At 66.1% G+C, this 18,026-nt stretch carries 17 protein-coding genes and 3 pseudogenes; 15 read left to right on the forward strand and 5 right to left on the reverse strand.

Annotated elements, in window-relative coordinates; translation table 11 throughout:
- Positions 1-363: 363 nt before the first annotated feature.
- Together ACZ4WQ_RS37420 and ACZ4WQ_RS37425 are read left to right on the forward strand one after the other, a co-directional pair.
- A pseudogene (locus ACZ4WQ_RS37420) lies at positions 364-515 on the forward strand (IS30 family transposase); the annotation flags it as partial.
- A 306-nt stretch (positions 516-821) separates the two neighbouring features.
- A pseudogene (locus ACZ4WQ_RS37425) lies at positions 822-998 on the forward strand (integrase core domain-containing protein); the annotation flags it as partial.
- Here the strand turns inward: ACZ4WQ_RS37425 and ACZ4WQ_RS37430 are convergent.
- Complete coding sequence (locus ACZ4WQ_RS37430) at positions 995-2,485, reverse strand: DUF1593 domain-containing protein (RefSeq protein WP_385337939.1); 1,491 nt, start codon at positions 2,483-2,485, stop codon at positions 995-997. The pseudogene ACZ4WQ_RS37425 and the gene ACZ4WQ_RS37430 overlap by 4 nt on opposite strands.
- 791 nt (positions 2,486-3,276) lie before the next feature.
- Here ACZ4WQ_RS37430 and ACZ4WQ_RS37435 point away from each other — a divergent pair.
- The 12 genes from ACZ4WQ_RS37435 (at position 3,277) to ACZ4WQ_RS37490 (ending at position 14,513) form a co-directional block, all read left to right on the forward strand.
- Positions 3,277-4,350, forward strand: a complete 1,074-nt coding sequence (locus ACZ4WQ_RS37435; protein ID WP_468022745.1) for a TIM barrel protein — start codon at positions 3,277-3,279, stop codon at positions 4,348-4,350.
- Complete coding sequence (locus ACZ4WQ_RS37440; RefSeq protein WP_358842852.1) at positions 4,347-5,255, forward strand: transketolase; 909 nt, start codon at positions 4,347-4,349, stop codon at positions 5,253-5,255. The genes ACZ4WQ_RS37435 and ACZ4WQ_RS37440 overlap by 4 nt, the downstream gene beginning before the upstream one ends.
- Positions 5,252-6,211 carry a transketolase family protein gene (locus ACZ4WQ_RS37445; RefSeq protein ID WP_398375195.1) on the forward strand — a complete coding sequence of 320 codons (960 nt, stop codon included), beginning with the start codon at positions 5,252-5,254 and terminating at the stop codon, positions 6,209-6,211. Before ACZ4WQ_RS37440 ends, ACZ4WQ_RS37445 begins: the two co-directional genes overlap by 4 nt.
- Entirely contained in the window at positions 6,211-7,680 is a 1,470-nt protein-coding gene (locus ACZ4WQ_RS37450) for an FGGY family carbohydrate kinase (protein WP_398375196.1), read from the forward strand. Before ACZ4WQ_RS37445 ends, ACZ4WQ_RS37450 begins: the two co-directional genes overlap by 1 nt.
- Positions 7,677-8,351, forward strand: coding sequence for a DUF2291 family protein (locus tag ACZ4WQ_RS37455; RefSeq protein WP_398375198.1), 675 nt, complete (start codon positions 7,677-7,679; stop codon positions 8,349-8,351). Before ACZ4WQ_RS37450 ends, ACZ4WQ_RS37455 begins: the two co-directional genes overlap by 4 nt.
- The gene (locus ACZ4WQ_RS37460; RefSeq protein WP_398375200.1) at positions 8,348-9,904 is read left to right on the forward strand and encodes a sugar ABC transporter ATP-binding protein; all 1,557 of its coding nucleotides are present in this window, start codon (positions 8,348-8,350) and stop codon (positions 9,902-9,904) included. Before ACZ4WQ_RS37455 ends, ACZ4WQ_RS37460 begins: the two co-directional genes overlap by 4 nt.
- A complete protein-coding gene (locus ACZ4WQ_RS37465; RefSeq protein ID WP_385337923.1) occupies positions 9,897-11,057 on the forward strand; it encodes an ABC transporter permease in 1,161 nt (386 codons plus the stop codon). The genes ACZ4WQ_RS37460 and ACZ4WQ_RS37465 overlap by 8 nt, the downstream gene beginning before the upstream one ends.
- A gap of 84 nt (positions 11,058-11,141) precedes the next feature.
- A complete protein-coding gene (locus ACZ4WQ_RS37470) occupies positions 11,142-12,134 on the forward strand; it encodes a D-ribose ABC transporter substrate-binding protein (protein ID WP_361193463.1) in 993 nt (330 codons plus the stop codon).
- 123 nt (positions 12,135-12,257) lie between these two features.
- Entirely contained in the window at positions 12,258-13,229 is a 972-nt protein-coding gene (locus ACZ4WQ_RS37475) for a sugar-binding transcriptional regulator (RefSeq protein WP_358842859.1), read from the forward strand.
- A gap of 219 nt (positions 13,230-13,448) precedes the next feature.
- Positions 13,449-13,655: a hypothetical protein gene (locus ACZ4WQ_RS37480; RefSeq protein ID WP_398375203.1), complete on the forward strand. Its 207-nt coding sequence runs from the start codon at positions 13,449-13,451 to the stop codon at positions 13,653-13,655.
- The gene (locus ACZ4WQ_RS37485; RefSeq protein ID WP_468022752.1) at positions 13,652-14,290 is read left to right on the forward strand and encodes a helix-turn-helix domain-containing protein; all 639 of its coding nucleotides are present in this window, start codon (positions 13,652-13,654) and stop codon (positions 14,288-14,290) included. Before ACZ4WQ_RS37480 ends, ACZ4WQ_RS37485 begins: the two co-directional genes overlap by 4 nt.
- Before the next feature lie 13 nt (positions 14,291-14,303).
- The gene (locus tag ACZ4WQ_RS37490; RefSeq protein WP_398375204.1) at positions 14,304-14,513 is read left to right on the forward strand and encodes a hypothetical protein; all 210 of its coding nucleotides are present in this window, start codon (positions 14,304-14,306) and stop codon (positions 14,511-14,513) included.
- A 31-nt stretch (positions 14,514-14,544) separates the two neighbouring features.
- Here ACZ4WQ_RS37490 and ACZ4WQ_RS37495 read toward each other — a convergent pair whose 3' ends face one another.
- From ACZ4WQ_RS37495 to ACZ4WQ_RS37505, 3 genes are all read right to left on the reverse strand, one after another.
- Positions 14,545-15,477, reverse strand: a complete 933-nt coding sequence (locus ACZ4WQ_RS37495) for a G1 family glutamic endopeptidase (RefSeq protein ID WP_398375205.1) — start codon at positions 15,475-15,477, stop codon at positions 14,545-14,547.
- A 247-nt stretch (positions 15,478-15,724) separates the two neighbouring features.
- The gene (locus tag ACZ4WQ_RS37500) at positions 15,725-16,033 is read right to left on the reverse strand and encodes a phosphorothioated DNA-binding restriction endonuclease family protein (protein WP_468022753.1); all 309 of its coding nucleotides are present in this window, start codon (positions 16,031-16,033) and stop codon (positions 15,725-15,727) included.
- Complete coding sequence (locus ACZ4WQ_RS37505) at positions 15,922-16,305, reverse strand: phosphorothioated DNA-binding restriction endonuclease family protein (protein ID WP_468022746.1); 384 nt, start codon at positions 16,303-16,305, stop codon at positions 15,922-15,924. The genes ACZ4WQ_RS37500 and ACZ4WQ_RS37505 overlap by 112 nt, the downstream gene beginning before the upstream one ends.
- A 56-nt stretch (positions 16,306-16,361) precedes the next feature.
- Here ACZ4WQ_RS37505 and ACZ4WQ_RS37510 point away from each other — a divergent pair, with 56 nt between their 5' ends.
- Positions 16,362-17,447, forward strand: a complete 1,086-nt coding sequence (locus tag ACZ4WQ_RS37510) for an integrase core domain-containing protein (protein ID WP_398375207.1) — start codon at positions 16,362-16,364, stop codon at positions 17,445-17,447.
- Here ACZ4WQ_RS37510 and ACZ4WQ_RS37515 read toward each other — a convergent pair.
- Positions 17,384-18,026: pseudogene (locus ACZ4WQ_RS37515) on the reverse strand (hypothetical protein); the annotation flags it as partial. The gene ACZ4WQ_RS37510 and the pseudogene ACZ4WQ_RS37515 overlap by 64 nt on opposite strands.

Below are 18,026 nucleotides of genomic sequence, written 5' to 3' on the forward strand. Positions count from 1 at the left end.
GACTGGACTGTAGTGATCGTCAAGCCCGGTCGGGCTGCTGTTCTGCCGCTGGCAGAACAGCGCGGGTGTCCCCCTGAAAGGCTCTGGCTCAACTTGTGTGGTGACACCACTGTGCGTGACGACTGAGATTCCGTGTAACAGGCCAAGAGCTTGGCCCACCGCGTTATAGGGCGATCAGTCCGGCTGCCGTCTCCTTGAAGCCACAGGCATCCAATCGCCATCGGACCTCATTGGATCCGCTGTGTCGTCAGGTTCTGAAAAGTCCAAATTCATTGGACGCTCGCCACGCCTGTCGTCATTCGATGGCACTCTCAAGTGATCAACGCACCACCTTCGGATGATCATGTGATCGTGGAGGCACGGGTGCGTGACTACGGGTTTTCGCCAGTTCAGCAGGATGAGATCTGGAGACGCTGGCGCGAGGGGCAGTCGTTCAGCTTGATCGGGCGGGCACTCGGGGCACCGATGCAGCACGCCCGTCGATTCCTGTACAGAGCGGCGGCGTCCGTCTCACCCTGCGGGCGGGCGAGATCTGCGAGCGGACTGGTGAGGCGGAGGTTCACCACATCCGGTCACTCAACGACCTCAGCCGAGTGGCCGGGCCATCCCCCGACTGGGTGAAAAGCCATGGCCGAGCGTCGGCGCAAGGCCCTCGTGGTCTGCGGCGCCTGACACGAGCGCGTCCACACCGGGAAGCCGGACACGACGATCATACAGTAGTCACTGGAGAGCCGGATGCTCGGAAATCGGGCCCGTCCGGTTCGGAGGGAGGCCGAGCGGAAAAGGCCCTGCCCAGCAGGGACCTCGCCGCTCGGCCGGCCCTACCCCGCACCCTGCTCGACGAGTGGGCCTACCTACGGCCCTACACCAGCAACGACGAGCGCACCGCCGCCCTGACAGGCTTCCTCCGCGCCTACAACCACCACCGATGCCACACCACACTCGGCGGCCGGCCACCCATCAGCCGCGTAGACAACGCTCCGGGTCAATACATCTAGCCGGTAACGGTTACGACGACGCGTTGGTAGTGCTTGAGAGCAGGACTGCCGTCGTCCCTGACCTCGAGGATGAGATGGATGGTGGACCCCGGCGTCGCATCCGCGGGCACGGTGAAGGCGACGTTGGGCCGGTCGGTGTGGTTCAGGGGCACCTCGCCGGGATAGGTGTCGGCGTCGGTGTACTGCCACCACTTGTACGACACACGGTCCCCGTCGGGGTCACTGGCGATGCCCCGCAGGGCGACCTTGGACCCCGGCTTGGCCTTGAGGTTCGTGCCCTGCTTCACAGAAGCTTTGGGGGCGTGATTCGCATCGGCATAAGAGGAGGCGCGACCCCAGTCGGCCCGAGCCGCGAAGTCGTTCTGGATGTCCTCGACCCAGCGGGTCTGGGGGTAGCTGCGGTCCGTCTGGTTTCCCGTGTAGGGGTTGGCGTCAGAGGTGTCCCCCCAGCCTGAGGCGTTCGGTGTGAAGCGACCGCCCCAGCCGCCGAACGTCGGGTCTTCCGACGACCGCAGCCCGTTGAATTCCAGTAGGTGCAGGAACGCGGGGGAGTCCCCTTCGGAGATGAAGTCGTGGACGTCGTAGCCGGCGTTTTCGTTCTCCTCGCTGGCCTCCGGCCGCCAGCGCAGGTTCTCATCGTCCCCGGGAGTCGGGTTGCCGTCTCGGTAGGTGCGGTACTGTTTCAGCAGCGGGCCGTGGCCGTTGAGGAAGTTGTCCTCCATATAGGAGGAGCGAAGGGTGTACTGGAAGGGCTGCGGGACGGTTGGCTTCCAGGCGTAGGCGAAGCTCCAGAACTGGGACTGGTTGTCGATGACTTTCACGCCCGGCCAGCTGGGCTTGATGTAGTCCTTCAGCGTGGCGTCTTGCTCGAGGATGTTGTAGAGCACCAGCTTGCTGTTGACCTTGCGCTGGATGGCGTCCCACTTCTTGGTACCCGAGTACTCTGCCTCGATCGACTTGAGCGCTCGGGCGACGGTATTGAGTCCGCCCCAGGCCTGCACGTACAGCGGCCCAGGCTTGTTGTCGAGGATGGCCTTCTTGATCAGATCGGATCCTGCGGTGGGGGCGGCCGTATCGCTGACGTTCGCGATGTTGCCGATCTTGTACAGCGAACGCAGGTGGTCGGGGGAGGGGTAGCCGGCCGCGTGCTTGCGGAGGTTGGGGTAGATCTTGGCGTATCGGTCGATGTAGTCGTTGACCCACTTCGTTCCGGTCCAGCGGTACGGCTTCACCGTGTCGCCGTCGCCTGCCCAGTGGAAGCGGGAGCTGGTCAGGACGATGCCGGCGGTGTCGAATTCGTTGGCGTAGTAGAGGTAGCGGATGAACGAGTCCATGTCGTCGACCTCGCCATCTGTCGTCAGGATGACACGAGGCTTTTGCTGATGACCCGAACCCGTTGTCGTGGAGAGCGTGCTGGCGGAAACGTTGGGTGCTGCCTGCGCTGCGGCCGGCAGGACGGCAGCGGTGAGGGCGACCAAGGTCGCCATGGCAAGCCTTCGACGTCGGCGGGGGCTTGAGGCACGTGCGTACATGTGTCTCCCTTGTTGGAGGTGCGGGCGCCGCGGGTCCGGTGGATTCCGGCGGGAGGTGCAGGACCTCTCGGCGGATGTCGTGCGGCGCCTGCCGGCGTGTCTGCTGGGTGAGGTGTCGATGGAGGGTCGCCGGCGCCGCCTTGCCTCGGGCGGTGGCGCAGAGGGGACCGCCCCTGGCGAGGCGTAACGGACGCTGTTGTTGAGGCGTCATCGTTCGCGTTCTTTGAGGCCGGTGATCGCCTCGGTGGCTGTGTGGGTGGCAACGGTGAGTTTGGCGGTGTTGAGATTTGTGTGGCAGCCAACTTGCCGCAGCGCCCGTGTCTTCCTGGATTCGAGCTGATTGCGTGGACGCATCCAGCGGCGCCGCCTGGCCGGTGGCGTGGCTGTCGCATACACGACGCTTACCGCGTGGTGCCGCGTTGGCCTGACGCTGTGTGCTCTTACTTGATGTGCGTGCTCAGGGCGCGCACGGCCCATGGTGCACCGCAGTTCGCGGTGTTGGCCGGGGTGGTCCGCTCGCTGGGGCATTCCGTTGGATTGCGCCCTGTTGCCTCCTCCGGCCCGGTCGGGCGTGGGTGGTTGTCTGACGACGCGTTACGCATGTCTATTCATGCTTGAGTTGACAGGCCAGAATTCTGGGAGGGGCGCGCGACCCTGTCAACGGGTCGGACGCAAGTCGCTCAAGAGGCTTGCGGGTGGCAGGAAGGGCCGGCAGAAACTCTGTAGTCGTCCTTGCGGTAGAGGGGTTGACGCGCTGGACTCGCGTTCGTAACTTGTCCCGCATGTCGACTCAACAACGCATAGAAATTCGGGAGTCGGGTCGGGAGGAGCCGGTCTATGGCGCCGGAGTCTGGCACTTCGCGACCTACGTCGACCGGTATGCCACGGACGGGTACGGCGAACCGCGCACCATCCTGGACGCAATCAAGCTGGCCGGCGCGGTCGGTGACCTGTCTGTTCTCGACCTGAACTGGCCCTTCCCGCCGGGCGACATCAGCACCACCGAGGTACGTGCGGCCCTGGCCGAGCAGAACCTCAGGGCCATCGCCGTGACGCCGGAGTTCTATACCGGCAAGTTCGCCAAGGGCGGCTTCACCAACCCCGATCCCGCCGTTCGCCGCCAGGCCATCGATCTGGTCGCCGCCTCGGCCGAGGTCGGCCGTGAACTGGGCGTGGACTACATCAAGATCTGGCCCGGACAGGACGGCTACGACTACCCCTTCCAGGCCGACTACAGCGACCTGTGGTCGAAGTCGGTCGACGCGCTGCGTGAACTCGCCCAGGGCCACCCCGACCTGAAGTTCGCGATCGAGTACAAGCCGCGCGAGCCGCGGAACCGGATGGTCTTCTCCTCCGCCGCCCGCACCCTGCTCGCGATCCAGGACATGGGGGTGGACAACGTAGGAGTCCTGCTGGACTTCGGACACTCCCTGTACGGCGGTGAAACGCCGGCCGAAGCCGCCCGGCTGGCGATCGCCCGCGACAAGCTGTTCGCGATCGACGTCAACGACAACTTTCGCGGCTGGGACGACGACATGGTCGTCGGCTCCGTCCACCTGCTGGAGACCTTCGAGTTCTTCTTCGCCCTGCACGACGCCGGCTGGCAAGGGGTCTGGCAGCTCGACCAGTTTCCCTTCCGCGAGGACCCGGTCGAGGCCGCCCGCACCGGCATCCGCACGATGCGCGCCTTCCATCAGGCCCTCGCCTACCTCGATCGAGAGGAACTTGCCACAGCGCAAGCGGCGCAGGACGCCCTCAAGGCGCAGCGCCTGGCGAAGCGCGCGCTCTTTCGCGCCCTCGCAGAAAGTGAGTCCGCGTGACCGCTACCCCGGACACCGCCGCGCCGCTGCAGGTCGACGAGAGCGCTGCCCGCGCCTACCACCAGCGCAGCGCACGACTGCGCACCGCGGCACCCGCCGAGGCGGCGGCCGAACTCGCCGAGATCTCGACATCCGTACGGCGCGACATCCTCACCACCATCCAGGCCGCCGGTATGGGACATGTGGGCGGTGACCTCTCCGTTACCGATCTGCTGGTGACCGCCATGTGGGGCACGCTGCATATGCACCCCACCGAACCAGACAACCCTCGACGCGACCGATTCGTTCTCAGCAAGGGGCACTGCGCCGCAGCTCTGTACTCCACGCTGGCCTCCTGCGGATTCTTCCCCCGAACCCGGCTGAACGAGTTCATGGGCCCGCTGTCGCCGCTCAACGGCCACCCCGCCCGACTGAAGGTTCCCGGCGTGGAGACCAACACCGGCCCGCTCGGCCATGGCTTCCCCGTCGCCACCGGCTGCGCGCTCGGCGCGACGCTGCGCGGTGAGACCTGGCGGACGATCGTGGTGCTCGGCGACGGCGAACTCCAGGAAGGCAGCAACTGGGAAGCCGCGATGACGGCCGCCCACTACGGACTGGCCAACCTGACCGCCGTGGTGGACCGAAACCGGCTGCAGCAAGGCGCCCGCACCGAGGACACCAAGTCCCTCGAGCCGCTGGACGCGAAGTGGGCGAGCTTCGGATGGGAAGTCCGCGTCATCGACGGCCACGACCACCAGGCGATCAAGGAGGCGTACGCGCCCTCCACCACAGGGCGCCCCGTCGCCGTGATCGCCAACACCACCAAGGGCAAGGGTGTGTCGTTCATGGAAGACCGCGTCGAATGGCATCACAAGGTGCCCACCGACGACCAGGTACGTCGTGCGCTCGAGGAGCTGAACCGATGAGCACCGTGGCCGCCCCTGCCCCCGCCCCCACGTTCGACTGCAGGGTCGACTTCGCCGACGAGCTCGCCGCGCTGGCGCGCACCGACGAGCGGATCGTGGCCGTGTGCAACGACTCGGTGGGCTCCAGTAACCTCGTCAAGTTTCGCGAGGAGTTCCCCACCCGCCTGGTCAACGTGGGCATCGCCGAACAAGACCTGGTAGGCGTCTCAGCCGGCCTCGCCAACGCCGGGTTCATCCCGTTCGCGTCTGCTGCCGCGCCCTTCCTCACCGGCCGCGCCCTGGAGCAGATCAAGGCCGATATCGCTTACACCCACCGGCACGTCGTCCTGTGCGGCCAGAGCCCCGGTATGGCCTACGGCGAGCTGGGCCCCACACACCATTCCATCGAGGATCTTTCCTGGATGCGCGCCATCCCGGGCCTGGAGATCATCGTGCCCGCAGACCCGGCGCAGACCCGCAGCGCTGTGCGCTGGGCGGCCGCATCGGGCCGGCCGACCTACATCCGCGTGCCCCGGTTCAAGGTGCCGGCAATCACCCCCGACGACGCGGCTTTCGAAGCCGGCCGAGCCGTGCGCCTCACCCAGGGCACGGATGTCACCCTGATCGCGGTGGGCACGATGGTCTCGCGCGCGCTGGAGGCAGCAGACCTTCTCGGCAAGGACGGCATCTCCGCTCGCGTCCTCAACATGACCTTCGTGGAGCCGCTCGACGTGGACGCTGTTGTGGCTGCCGCGCGTGAGACCGGGGCCATCGTCACCGCGGAAGAGGGGCTGCTCTCCGGCGGTCTGGGGGCGGCCGTGGCCAAGGTCGTGGCAGAAAGCCACCCGGTCGCGGTACGCATGGTGGGCGTGCCCGCCTTCGCCCCGACCGGCAGCGCGGCGTTTTTGCTCGACCACTTCGGTCTGACCGCCGACGGTATCGCCGGCACCGCCCGTGAGGTTCTGGGACGGGTGTGATGAAGCCGCACGTTCTCGCCATCGACCAGGGCACCAGCTCCACCAAGACCCTGCTCCTGGATGCCGCGGGCGACATCGTCTCCCGCGGCCAAGCGGCCCTGCCGCAGTCCCACCCAGGTCCCGGTCTGGTGGAACAGGACGCGACAGCGCTCCTGGACAGTGTGCGCACCGCCGTTGCCCACTGCATGCGGGACGTCGACCCGCGCAGCGTGGCTGGGATCGCCCTGAGCACCCAGCGTGAATCGGTCGTGCTGTGGGACTCCGCGACCGCCAAGCCAGTCGCCCCGCTGGTCAGTTGGCAGGACCAGCGGGGAGGGGAACGTGCGGCCCGGCTCACCGCCGCAGGCGTCAGCGAGGAGATCCGTCGCCGGACGGGGCTCCCGCTCGATCCGATGTTCTCCGCTCTGAAGATGGCGGCCCTGCTCGACAGCCATGACCCCGCCCGTGCACGCAGCGCGGCCGGTACGCTCCACCTGGGCACTGTGGACGCCTATCTGCTGCACGCGCTCACCGGAGAGCTGGTCACAGAGATCGGCAACGCCTCACGGACCCAACTGCTCAGTCTTGCCACCGGCGACTGGGACGACGACCTGCTCGGCTGGTTCGACATCCCCCGGGCAGCGTTGAGCCGGATCGTCCCCTCCACCGGCCCTTTCGGGGCGCTGCGAGGGCTCGCGCCACTGACCGACGGCACCCCGGTGCTGGCCGTCATGGGTGACTCGCACGCCGCCCTGTTCGCCCACGCCGGCTGGCGGCCGGGCACCGTGAAGACTACCTACGGCACCGGCTCCTCCGTCATGACGATCGCCGACTCGCCCGAACAAGCCGACGGCGTGTGCAGCACCATCGCCTGGTCCACCGGTCAACCCTCCTATGCACATGAGGCCAACATCCGCTCCACCGGACGCACCTTGACCTGGCTGGCGGACTTGCTCGGTACTGAGACAGAACAACTCATCCGGCTCGCGGCCGACACTGATGCAGGCGACGTGACATTGGTGCCGGCCTTCGGTGGCATCGGGGCACCCTGGTGGGACGCCCAAGCCGTCCCCCTCCTGGCCGGATTCAGCCTGGGAACCGGGCGAGCCCAACTGGCACGCGCCTGCCTGGAATCGGTCGCTTTCCAGGTCGGCGACGCCCTGGCAGCCCTGCCCGGTCTGCGGCAGGTCGTCGCCGATGGCGGTCTGAGCCGAAGCGACACACTGATGCAACTTCAAGCCGATGTCAATGGTGTCACCGTGGCGCGCACCCGATATCACGAGCTGTCCGCCGTTGGCGCCGCGCATCTGGCAGGACTCGGGCTCGGCCTGTGGACGGCCGCTGACCTGGAAGAGCGCGCTGACAGCGGCCTGCAGACATTCATGCCTACCTGGAACGACGCAGAGCGCCGCAGTGCGGTGGGGCACTGGCATCAGCGCCTCACAGCCGCTCGCCACCTCGGGACACGTGGAAAGCGAAGGACACCATGACGACAACTGATGTGACGCAGGAGGAAAGGAGCACGGTGGTTCGCCCGGGCCTGTTTACCTTGGGCCGCGGTTCCCTCATCGCACTCACGCTCCTGCTTATTGCCATCGCAGCCACGACGACTTACCGCTCCGACAGCGAGCCCAGGGCCGGCAGCAAACCAAAATTCGACCCCGCGAAGTACGCGGCCGCAACGTTCGAGCCGAAGATCGTGCCGGCGATCAAGAAGAACGCCGTCGACGTCGTCAAGCTCCACCGGGCCATCGACGCAGACCCGGAAGCAGCCGGCAAACAGTACGGGCACCGCGCGGGCACGGGCCCCTACACCTACGCCGTGACACTCACTGGAACCGCGGGTGCCGTGAAGAGCGGTCTGATGCAGGTGACGGTGCCCGGTCTGGACAAGGCGCGCCTGTCCGTGCAGATCGGCCCGGCCATCAACGGCACATCGTTGCGAGATGCGTCCGGCCTGGTCAGCTTCGGCCAGTTCACCAATCAGGTCGAGTACGCCGATGCCGCGACCGCCCTGAATACCCGGATGAAAGCGAAGGTTCTGAAGTCCTTCGACGCAGCGGCGGTTCGCGGCAAGAAGATCACAGTCGTCGGAGCCGTGACCCCGCTGACCGCCGACGTGCTGACCATCACCCCCGTCTCCATCGAGGCGGCATCATGACCGCCGAGACCCAGGCACCGGCCCCACCCGTCCTGCGCGCTGCGGAGATCACCAAGGTGTACGGCGGCACCCAGGCACTCAAAGGCGTCTCCCTGGACATCTCGGCGGGCCGCACCACCGTGCTGTTCGGCGAGAACGGCGCTGGCAAGTCGACCCTGATGAAGATCCTCAGCGCCGTCGAGTCGCCCAGTACCGGGCACATCGAACTCGACGGCACAGCAGTGGAGTTCGCAAGTGCCCGTGAGGCTTCCGACCAGGGCATCTCCATCATCCATCAAGAGCTCAGCCTGTGTCCCAATCTGAGCATCCAGGACAACCTCTTTCTCGGCCGTGAACACACCCGCCACGGCGGCACCCTGATCCACCGAAGCGTCCAGCGCGAACGGGCACAGGGGGTGCTGGGCAGGCTCGACAAGCAACTGAGCCCGGAGACCTTGGTAGGCGAACTGCGACTGGGACAACAGCAGTTGGTGGAAATCGCCCGCGCTCTGCTCCAGAACGCGCGTGTCCTGATCATGGATGAGCCAACCTCCGCGCTCAGCGCTCCGGAGGTGGAGATCCTCTTCCACGTGATCCGCGAGCTCAAGGCCGAGGGTGTAGCGATCGTGTACATCTCGCACCACCTGGAGGAAGCTCTCTCCATCGCTGATGACGTCGCTGTTCTGCGCGACGGCACGATGGTGGCCACCGCACGGGCCGACGATGTCGACCTGGGGTGGATCGTGCGCAAGATGGTCGGCCGCAACCAGGACGACCTCTTCCCCGAACGCAATCCCGCCCTGGGACCTGCCGCCCTGGAGCTCACCGAACTCTCCGTCGCTGACCCCGCCGTCCCCGGACGGCTGGCTGTGAACGCCCTGACCCTCACCGTTCACGCCGGTGAGACCGTAGGCATCTACGGCCTCATGGGCAGCGGCCGCACCGAACTCCTGGAATGCCTGGCCGGGCGGCTCCCCGCCGCCTCCGGGGAGATCCGCCTGCACGGCGACCCTCTCCCTGCGAGCGTCCGCGAGCGCATCCGCGCCGGACTGGCCCTCGTCCCCGAGGACCGCCAGCGCGACGGCCTCGTCCAGACCATGTCCGTCGGCCAGAACCTGTCACTGGCCTCGGTCACCCGATTCGTCCGCAAGCTGCTGCTCAATCGCCGCGCCGAGGACGATGCCGTCACCGCGATGATCGCTGACGTTACGGTCAAGACCGCCGGTCCCCGCGCGCCCGTCGGGTCCCTCAGCGGAGGCAACCAGCAGAAGGTCGTCATCGGAAAAGCACTGATGACCGGCCCCCGAGTCCTGCTCCTCGACGAGCCGTCCCGGGGCGTGGACGTCGGCGCAAAAGCCGACGTCTTCAAGCTGATGGCCCAGCAGGCCGAGCGCGGCCTTGCTGTGCTCTTCACCACATCCGAGGCCGAAGAGGCACTGCACATACCCGATCGCCTCCTGGTCCTGGTCCGTGGACGGCTGGTCGCCGACCTCAAGGCCGGTGACATCACCCGGGACCGCCTGATGAGCCTGGCCGACGGCGCCGACACCACCGAGAAGGCACATGATGAGTGACACCCCGACCAAGGACCACGAAGTGGTGCTCCAGCAGCGCCGTGCAGCTGCGGCGCGGGCCCGGCGCCTCAAGACCGTCGACTCGATCTTCGAACTCCGCGCTTTCATAGCCCTCGGAGTCCTGATCGTCATCTTCAGCCTGTTGTCCGACTCCTTCCTCACCGTCGACAACGTCATCACGATGACCAAGCACGTCGCCATCAACGCGATCCTCGCGCTCGGCATGCTCCTGGTCATCCTCAAGGGCGGCATCGACCTCTCCGTCGGATCAACCGTCGGCCTGTCCGGGGTGATCGCCGGAGAACTCCTCCAAGGGCTGCACCTGAGCCTGCTGGACGTTGTGGCCTACCCACAGGTCTGGGCCGTCATCGTGTTGTGCACTGCGGTGGGCGCACTGGTCGGCACCGTCAACGGCATCCTGATCACCCGTCTGAACGTGGCGCCCTTCATTGCCACCCTCGGCATGCTCTACGTGGCCCGGGCCACCGCTCTGCTGATCTCTGATGGTGCCACCTACCCGGATCTTGCAGGCAACCCCAGCACCCATAACACCGGCTTCGACTGGCTGGGCCAGGGCCGCCCGCTGGGACTCCCCGTCGCAATCTGGATCATGATTGTGCTGGCAGTGGTCGTCGCCGTACTGCTGCGCTCGACCCCCTTCGGCCGCTGGCTCTACGCCACCGGCGGCAACGAGCGCGCTACCGAGCTCAGCGGTGTTCCCGTCAAGCGCGTCAAACTCATCGTCTATGTGATCTCCGGCGCCTGCGCCGCGGTGTCCGGCCTCATCATCGCCTCCGAACTCACCTCCGCCGCACCGCAGGCGGGCGAGACCTTCGAACTCAACGCCATCGCCGCAGTCGTCATCGGCGGGGCCGCGCTGTCCGGCGGCCGAGGCACCGTACGCGGAACCCTTGTCGGGGCGTTCGTCATCGGCTTCCTCGCCGACGGCCTCGTCATCCTCGGCATCTCTACGTTCTGGCAGATGCTCATCAAGGGGGCCGTCATCATCGTCGCGGTCATCCTCGACCAGAGCCAACAGCGCTTCCAGCGCCGCCGCGCGGACGCGTCCGCGGTCGCCGTCAAACCTGACGCCGAACCGTCAGAGCCCGACGCCGAGCATCCAGTCGGCTCCAGCAAGACGACGGCCCACTGACACAGTCGGCACGCAGCACCTCTTCAGCCTATCCCTGACTCGTTGTCCGTTTGCATATCCGCACGCCGTTGTGAGGAGACCAGAATGTTCCACCGCACCCGCCACCAACTCGTCACCACCACCGCAGCCATCACAGCAGGACTGCTCCTACTGACCGCGTGCGGGAGTTCCGACGACTCGACGGACGGCTCGAAGTCCAGCAAGAGCGGTTCAAAGAGCAACCTGGTCGCCATCATCACGCCCTCCCCGGACAACCCGTTCTTCAAGGCGGAAGGGGACGCCGCCAAGAAGAAGGCCGAGAACCTCGGCTACAAGACCTCGGTCGCCTCGCACGACGACGACCCCAACAAGCAGAGCGAACTGATAGACGCCGCCATCTCCCGCAAGGCCGCCGCGATCATCCTGGACAACGCCGGAGCCGACGCTTCGATCGGCCCCGTCCGTAAGGCCACCAAGGCCGGCATCCCCGTCTTCCTGATCGACCGGGAGATCAACCAGACCGGCATCGCGAAGGCCCAGATCGTGTCGAACAATGCCCAGGGAGCGCAGATCGCTGCGCAGGAGTTCGTCACAGCGATGGACGGCAAGGGCCAGTACGTGGAGCTCACCGGCAAGGAATCCGATACCAACGCCGACGTGCGTTCCAAGGGTTTCGCCGACGTCATCTCGCAGTACCCGGATTTGAAGCAGGTGGCCAAGCAGACGGCCAATTGGGACCAGCAAGAAGCCTTCACCAAGATGGAGACCATCCTGCAGCGGCACCCGAAGATCCGCGGGATCATCGCCGGAAACGACACCATGGCCCTGGGCGCGGTGGCCGCACTGAAGTCCGCCAAGCGAACCGGTGTCACCGTGGTCGGCTTCGACGGCAGCCCGGACGCCATCACCCAGATCAAGGCCGGCACCATGCGAGCGACCGCGCTCCAGCCCGCCGCCCTGGGTGCCGAGCGTGCCGTAGAGCAGGCGGACAAGTTCGTCAAGACGGGTAAGACCGGACAGCCCGAGAAGCAGGCCATCGACTGCGAGCTGATCACCAAGAAGAACGCCGACGAGTACGGCGTCTTCGCCAAGCGCTGAGGCACGGGACTGTGCGTGCCACTTGTCAGCAGCACGCACAAACCCTCGGCGATAGGGTGTTGCGCGGCGTAGACACGCAGCCCGGCAATCAGCCTGGCCGCCAGGAGGAACGAGGATGGAGGCATGGTGGCGGCAGCGTCGTCCACTCCCAGCTCCGACCACATGCGGATGCTGGTGAAAGTAGCCCGCATGTACCACGAGCGCGGAGTACGCCAGCCGGAGATCGCGGCGCATCTCAACATGTCCCAACCGCGCATCTCCCGCCTGTTGAAGGAAGCTGTCGACCGCGGTGTCGTACGCACCGTGGTGGTTCCCCCAGAGGGCGTGCATGCCGAACTCGAAGACGCGCTCGTGGAGCGGTTCGGCCTGCGAGACGCCGTGGTGGTCGAGGTGGAAGGCGCGGGGATCGATGTCATTCCCGCGCTCGCTGCGGCAACCGCTACATACCTCGATGCGACGCTCAAGGGAGGGGACGTCATCGGCGTTTCCTCCTGGAGCGCGACCCTGTTGGAGTCGGTCAAGGTCATGCGCGCCAAGACGTCGTCCGTGGCACACGAGGTCGTCCAGATCGTCGGCGGTTCCGGCAGCCCGGAAGTACAGCTGCACGCCACCCGCCTGACCAGTCGTCTGGCGGAACTCACTGGCGCTCGGCCGGTGTTCGCTCCGTCCGCCGCCCTAGTAGGCAGCAGTGAGTTGCGGGACCTGCTGTCACGGGAGCCGGCGATGGCCGAGGTCATGCAGGCGTGGTCCCGCCTCACACTGGCTCTCCTGGGCATCGGCAGCCTCGCCCCCTCACCGCTGCTGCGCCGCTCGGGCAATGCCATCACCGCCCAAGACCAGCAGCAGCTCGAGAAGCTCGGCGCGGTGGGCGACGTCTGCGCCCGGTACTTCGATGCCGACGGCAATCCCGTGGACGCGCCCTTCAACGACCGTCTCATCGGCATCGAGCCTGAACGGTTGCATGCGGTGGAACGCCGCATCGGAGTGGCAGGCGGCATGGACAAGGTCGCCGCTATCCGCGGCGCGGCACGGGGTGGATGGATCAACATCTTGATCACTGACGTCGAGGTAGCCCGAGACTTGCTGAACGACTGACCACCCAACCTCTCTCCCCGCCTCACGATTCTGCGGTAGGGGCGGGTAGCGGGCAGTCGGTGGTGTACCTGTACTCGTTACTGGTGGTTTGTCAAACCAGGGAGTAGGGGTTGAGTGGCTGGCCTGTGCCGTTCAGAAATGCGTCGCTGCTGCTCATAGGGGGCTGGCGAGACCGGGGATGTTGGGAACACGCCGGGGTGATCGTCTCGCTGGTGTCAGGTGACGCGGAAGCTGTTGTCGGTCCCGGTGGTGCTGCTGCGTCGGCAGGCGGCCCAGGATGCTGAACTGCTGGTGCTCCGTCATGAGAATGCGGTGCGGCGCGGGCAGCTTGCGGGCCGGGTGCGGTTCGAGCAGGCGGACCGGCTCTGGTTCGCGGTTCTGTCCTCGCTGATACCCCGGTGGCGCTGGACGCGGTTTTCCCGGTGACTCCGGGGACCCTGCTCGCATGGCACCGAAGGCTTGTTGCACGCAGATGGGACTACAGCAAGTGCCGGAGCAGTCCTGGGCGGCCGCCTACCGCGAATGTGGTAAGGGATCTGGTGGTGCGGTTGGCTCGGGAGAATCCGCGCTGGGGCTGCCGCAGGATCCAGGGCGGGCTCACGCGGTTGGGGTACAAGGTCGGCGCCTCGACGGTCTGGGAGATCCTGACGGCGTCCGGCATCGGCCCGGCTCCCCGCCGCGGCGGGCCGGCGTGGCGTGAGTTCCTCACAGCACAGGCCGATTCCATCACCGCCTGCGACTTCCTCCATATCGACTTGGTGGACCTGCGCCGGGTCTACGCGCTGGTCTTCCTTGAGCACGGCACGCGTCGCCTGCACGTCGCTGGGGTGATCGCACACCCGACCGCGCGGTGGACGGTTCAGCAGGCTCGCAACCTTGTCGTCGAAATGGGCGTGCGTTTCGAGTCGCTGCGCGTCTTGATCCGCGACCGGGACGGCACATACAGCGCGTCCTTCGACGCGGTCTTCGCGGCCGAGGACGTCGAAACCGTGAAGACCGCACCACGGACCCCGCGGATGAACGCACACTGGCGAGAGAGTCATTGGGACGTTACGGCGTGAGGCCCTCGACCACGTGCTGATCTGGAATGAGGCCCACGCTCGACGCGTTCTCGAGACCTATGCCGGGCACTACAACGGGCATCGCCCGCATCAGCCCCGAGGGCGACTACCTCCCCTCGCCGACGACCGGACCGCGCCGTTGACCGACCTGGGCACCAGGCGATGGCTAGTCCGCACTCGTGTCCTTGGCGGCCTGATCAACGAGTACAGGTACACGGCCTGACCTGCCGCGACGGGTTTCTGAACGGCACAGGTTAGGGTCCCGTGTAAGACACCTTGAGCGCGTCCGTATCCCCTTCGAAGATGGGAGTCGAAATTACCGTCTTAAGGTCGTCAGCCAGCATCAGCACCGGGGTGCCCAAGCCGATGGGATATGTGAGCCCATTGACTGTCCCGGCAATAACGTCATCGAAGAAGACCTCGCCGTACCGGGGCAGTTGGCTGGTCACCCCACCCACCGTACTGCGCTCCACGATTGCCTCGGCAGAATTGCCGACTAGAAAGGTACCGGGCGGCGCGGAGGAAGAGAAGCTAGTGTAGGTCATCGAGGTAAGATTTATAATGAACACAGAAGCTGTCGTGGGTTTGGTAGCGCAGAGGAGCAAGTGGACCACATCGCCTGGGCTGACTGGAAAGTTGTTGATCTGGATAGTGTTGGCAGGGAACCACTCGAACCATGCGTAGCAGGTGCCGTCGGAGTCAGTCTCTGTGCCGGCCTGCATGACGTCTCTCGATTCGCGGACGCCGTCGATTCCAAGCCATACCGAGGAGTATTGGGTGCCCGGTGAGCTCGGGCTCTGGTATGCATGCGGAACTGTCCAAGCGCCCCCGATCCAAATGAACCGATCCTCTTTACTAACATACAGCACCGAGCCTGACCAAACGTCTGAGGTGGAGTCAACGTGTCCCTCCGTTCCCTTTTGGATGGGCACGTTCGGCTGGATGTTCACGTTGGGCCCGGGGCGATCTTTCATGAGCGTAAACTCCGGTGTGATGTGCTCAAGCCGCGGGTAGCGGCGAAGCGCCGAGACCCATTTGGCTGCCGCATCCGGCATCTCTACGATATCTGGCCGCCTCGGAAACCCGTGATGCGCAAGTTCCTCTTGCGGCGCGGAGAGAGGATTAAAGTCCTTTGGAGACAGGGGGAAAGTGTGGATTTCGAGAGAGCCAATCGTTCGCTTCGACATGAACTGACCTCCTCTTCATTAGCTACTCTTAGCGTGCGGCTACGCCACGGGCCGCACTTGTCGATCACGGTTGGGCTTCATAGGCAGCCAACCGGGTCGGTCGCGGGGTCAGCGCCGTGCCCGCAGTGCGCCCAGCCGGGCGGCTGCGGTGTGCTCATGGCCCGGAGATCGCCCGGTTGGTCATGGCGTCCATCGTCGGTCGGCTTGTACGACTGCGGCGCTGTCCGAGGCGGCGGGGCGCGCTGATTCACTCTCCCGGCGTAAGTGCATCGGCCCATCTGCCCGTGAGTAGTTCACGGAGTCCGAGATCATCCAAGAGTTCAGCTGGCAGCGGGTAGAAGTACCGAAGAAGCAGCCCGGCTGCGGCTTCGGCAGCTTCTTCGGGCTGGGATTGCAACAACTGGTCGTCAGCCTGAGGCAATCCGGCCATCGGATTTGTGCGATTCAGTGATTCCAGTGTGTGACGGCGCCCTTCGCTTGTCGGTACCAGCCCCGAAGCGTCGCTCGGCGAGATAACCCACAGCGCATCATTGACGAGCGCATTGAACGGGTACAGGGCAGCCTTTGCTCCGTTTGGACATCCCCGTATTTCTCCAGAAGCGGGGCCAGCGCGGCGCGCGTATCCGACCATGAGCGCTGGCGCGGTGCACCAGCCACGGCCTGGCCAATGGCACACAGCAGGAGTAGTGGCCTATGAGGAGCAGGGCCATTTCTTGTTTGTGCTGGCCGGACGTCACCGATGCGCCTGATGAACGTCCGCGGCGGCTTGGTGACTGTGAAGCCTTCCCGCTCCAACCCGGCCTGTGGGTGTGCTGTTCGGAAACTCATCGCCCCTGCTCGCGGGTGGTCTGGCGTGCATCACAGTCTGCTGGAACCCTGTTCGGGTGATCGTGTCGCTCGTATACCAGGTGACTCGGAAGCTGCTCACGGTCCCGGCGGTGCTGCTGCGCCGGGACACAGCCAAGAACGCGGAATTGCTCGTGCTGCGGCACGAGAACGCGGCGCTGCGCAGGCAGCTCACGAGGCCGGTGCGCTACGAGCATGCGGACCGGCTGTGGTCCGCAGCGCTGTCCTCGCTGATCCCCCGGCGCCGGTGGGCGCAGGTGTTCCCGGTGACGCCGGCGACGCTGTTGGCATGGCACCGCAGGCTGATCGCCAGGAAGTGGGACTACAGCAAGCGCCGACGCAGGCCCGGGAGACCTTCGACGGCGGGTGCCGTGAAGGCTCTGGTGCTGCGGCTCGCAAGGGAGAATCCACGTTGGGGCTGTCGACGAATTCAGGGCGAGCTGGTCCGGCTCGGATACCCGATCGGGTCGACGACGATCTGGGAGATCCTCACCGCGGCGGGCATCGATCCAGCCCCACGCCGCAGCCATCCGACATGGCGCCATTTCCTGACCGCGCAAGCCGAGTCCATCATCGCCTGCGACTTCGTCCACATCGACCTGGTCGATCTGCGCCGGGTGTACGCGCTGGTGTTCCTCGAACACGGCACACGCCGACTGCACATCGCGGGAGTGACCGCCCATCCCACCGCACCCTGGACGGTGCAGCAGGCAAGAAACCTCGCCGTCGAGTTGGGTGTTCGGGTGGACTCGCTGCGTTTCCTGCTCCGCGACCGGGACGCGAAGTACACCGAGTCCTTCGACGCGGTCTTCAAAGCCGACGACATCCAGGTCATGAGGACCGCGCCACGGTCCCCACGGATGAACGCGCACTGCGAACGTGTCATCGGCACCCTGCGCCGCGAGGCCCTCGACCACCTCTTGATCTGGAACGAGACGCACGCTCGGCAGGTCCTCGATGCCTATGCCCAGCATTACAACGGTCATCGCCCCCACCAGGCTCGCGGACAGCTCCCTCCCCTCGCCCAGGAGCACCCGACGCCCATGGTCGGCCCGTCCACTCACCGGATTCTACGCACCCGAATACTCGGCGGCGTGATCAACGAGTACAGATACGCCGCCTGACCAGGAATGACGAGTTTCCGAACGGCACAGGGCAGGCGGGCCGAGCCTGGCGGCGTCAGTGCGCAGACGAGTCCGGAGCCGGAGGCGGGCCGGTGCAGGACAGCTGGCTGCCAGTGCACCTCGTCGGTGTCGCGCTGATGGTGCCAGGCCGCCAGGGTGCGGTCGGCGACCAGCCGGTCGAGCAGCACTTCGGTCTGCTGGGGGGAGTGCCCGCACAGACGGGCAATGACGGCCATGTCGGCTGCGGGGCCGGTCGCGGTGGTGTGGACGGCTAGGACCAGGGCGGTCAGGCGGTCTGCGGGGTTTGCCGCTGCGGCAACGATGAGCGGGGCGGGCTTGAGGGCCCAGTGGGCGGCGCGTCGGCGGGCGCTGCGGCCCGGGGCCTGGTTCAGCGCCGCGTCATCCAGCAGCCGCACCTGCAACGGCGCTGTCCGGGGGTCGGGCAGGTCGAGCCAGCCGTCCTGCGCCAGTTCCTGCCATGCCTCGGTGCGGGAGGTGTTGGGGGTTTGTATGGCGGGTGAACGGTGTTTGTGCTTCGAGGCGGTGGGCTGTGCCATACACCGGGCCAGATCCCGTGCT

Source organism: Streptomyces sp. NPDC028305, from assembly GCF_055569495.1.